At 56.0% G+C, this 816-nt stretch carries 1 pseudogene; it reads right to left on the bottom strand.

Annotated features, from left to right (window positions below):
- Positions 1 to 569 (bottom strand): annotated as a pseudogene (locus ACF8FB_RS26135) (IS110-like element ISPpu9 family transposase); the annotation flags it as partial.
- Between the last annotated feature and the right edge of the window lie 247 nt (positions 570 to 816).

Genomic DNA, 816 nt, shown 5'->3' with positions numbered 1-816 from the left:
TCCCGTTCACCTGCGCAGATGGCTCGCAAAATCTTCATGCCAGTTACGCCGGAAATATCACTGATGACATTGGCCAGCTGGATGTTCATTTGGCTCATGGCCTTTTGCATCCGGTTCAGCGTCTGCGCCTGGTCTTTCACTTTGGAAGCACGCTGCCTGACCAATGACCGGACGCAGCAGGTCAGATCATCGGGGCGGAATGCGCCTCTGAGCAGTCCATGAGTCATCAGCTGCCAGATCCACTGGCAATCCAGCACATCTGATTTACGGCCCGTGATTTGCCGAGTTGCTCTGGCATTGACGAGATAAACCTCAAAACCGCGCTCGCTGAGAATCTCGTAAATTGGAATCCAATAAACCCCCGTGGATTCCATGGCAACGACCTTGATCCCCAGGCTTTCAAGCCAGTTAGCCATCTTGAGCAGGTCGTCAGTAAAGGACGTGAACGACTGGACGGGATTTTCGTGCCGGGGATCGACCGCCACGAAATGCTCTCGACCACCGACATCGATCGCCGCGCAATCGGGATGGACGACGGTAAAGCGTTGCTTGGAAGGCTTGCGCGCCATGATGAATCCTCGCAGGATAAAGGGCGCGCGGGGCACACGGTGGCGAAAGGGTTCACTCTCTCATACGTGGTCACAGCTGAATCAGCTGATGCCTACAGGGACTTCACGCCGATACCGTGCGGATCACTCTCCTACGCGGGTGTGCAGACACACACCAGTGCTGGCTACGATCTCTGTCCCGCGCACACGAACCCTAACAAAGCAAAAGGCGGCTGGCCCTACCGGGCCAACCGCCTTTTCTTTTTCA

The sequence above is a fragment of the Pseudomonas sp. yb_2 genome (genome assembly GCF_043103905.1).
GTDB lineage: Bacteria > Pseudomonadota > Gammaproteobacteria > Pseudomonadales > Pseudomonadaceae > Aquipseudomonas > Aquipseudomonas alloputida.
This window is presented reverse-complemented; position numbering and strand designations above follow the sequence as displayed.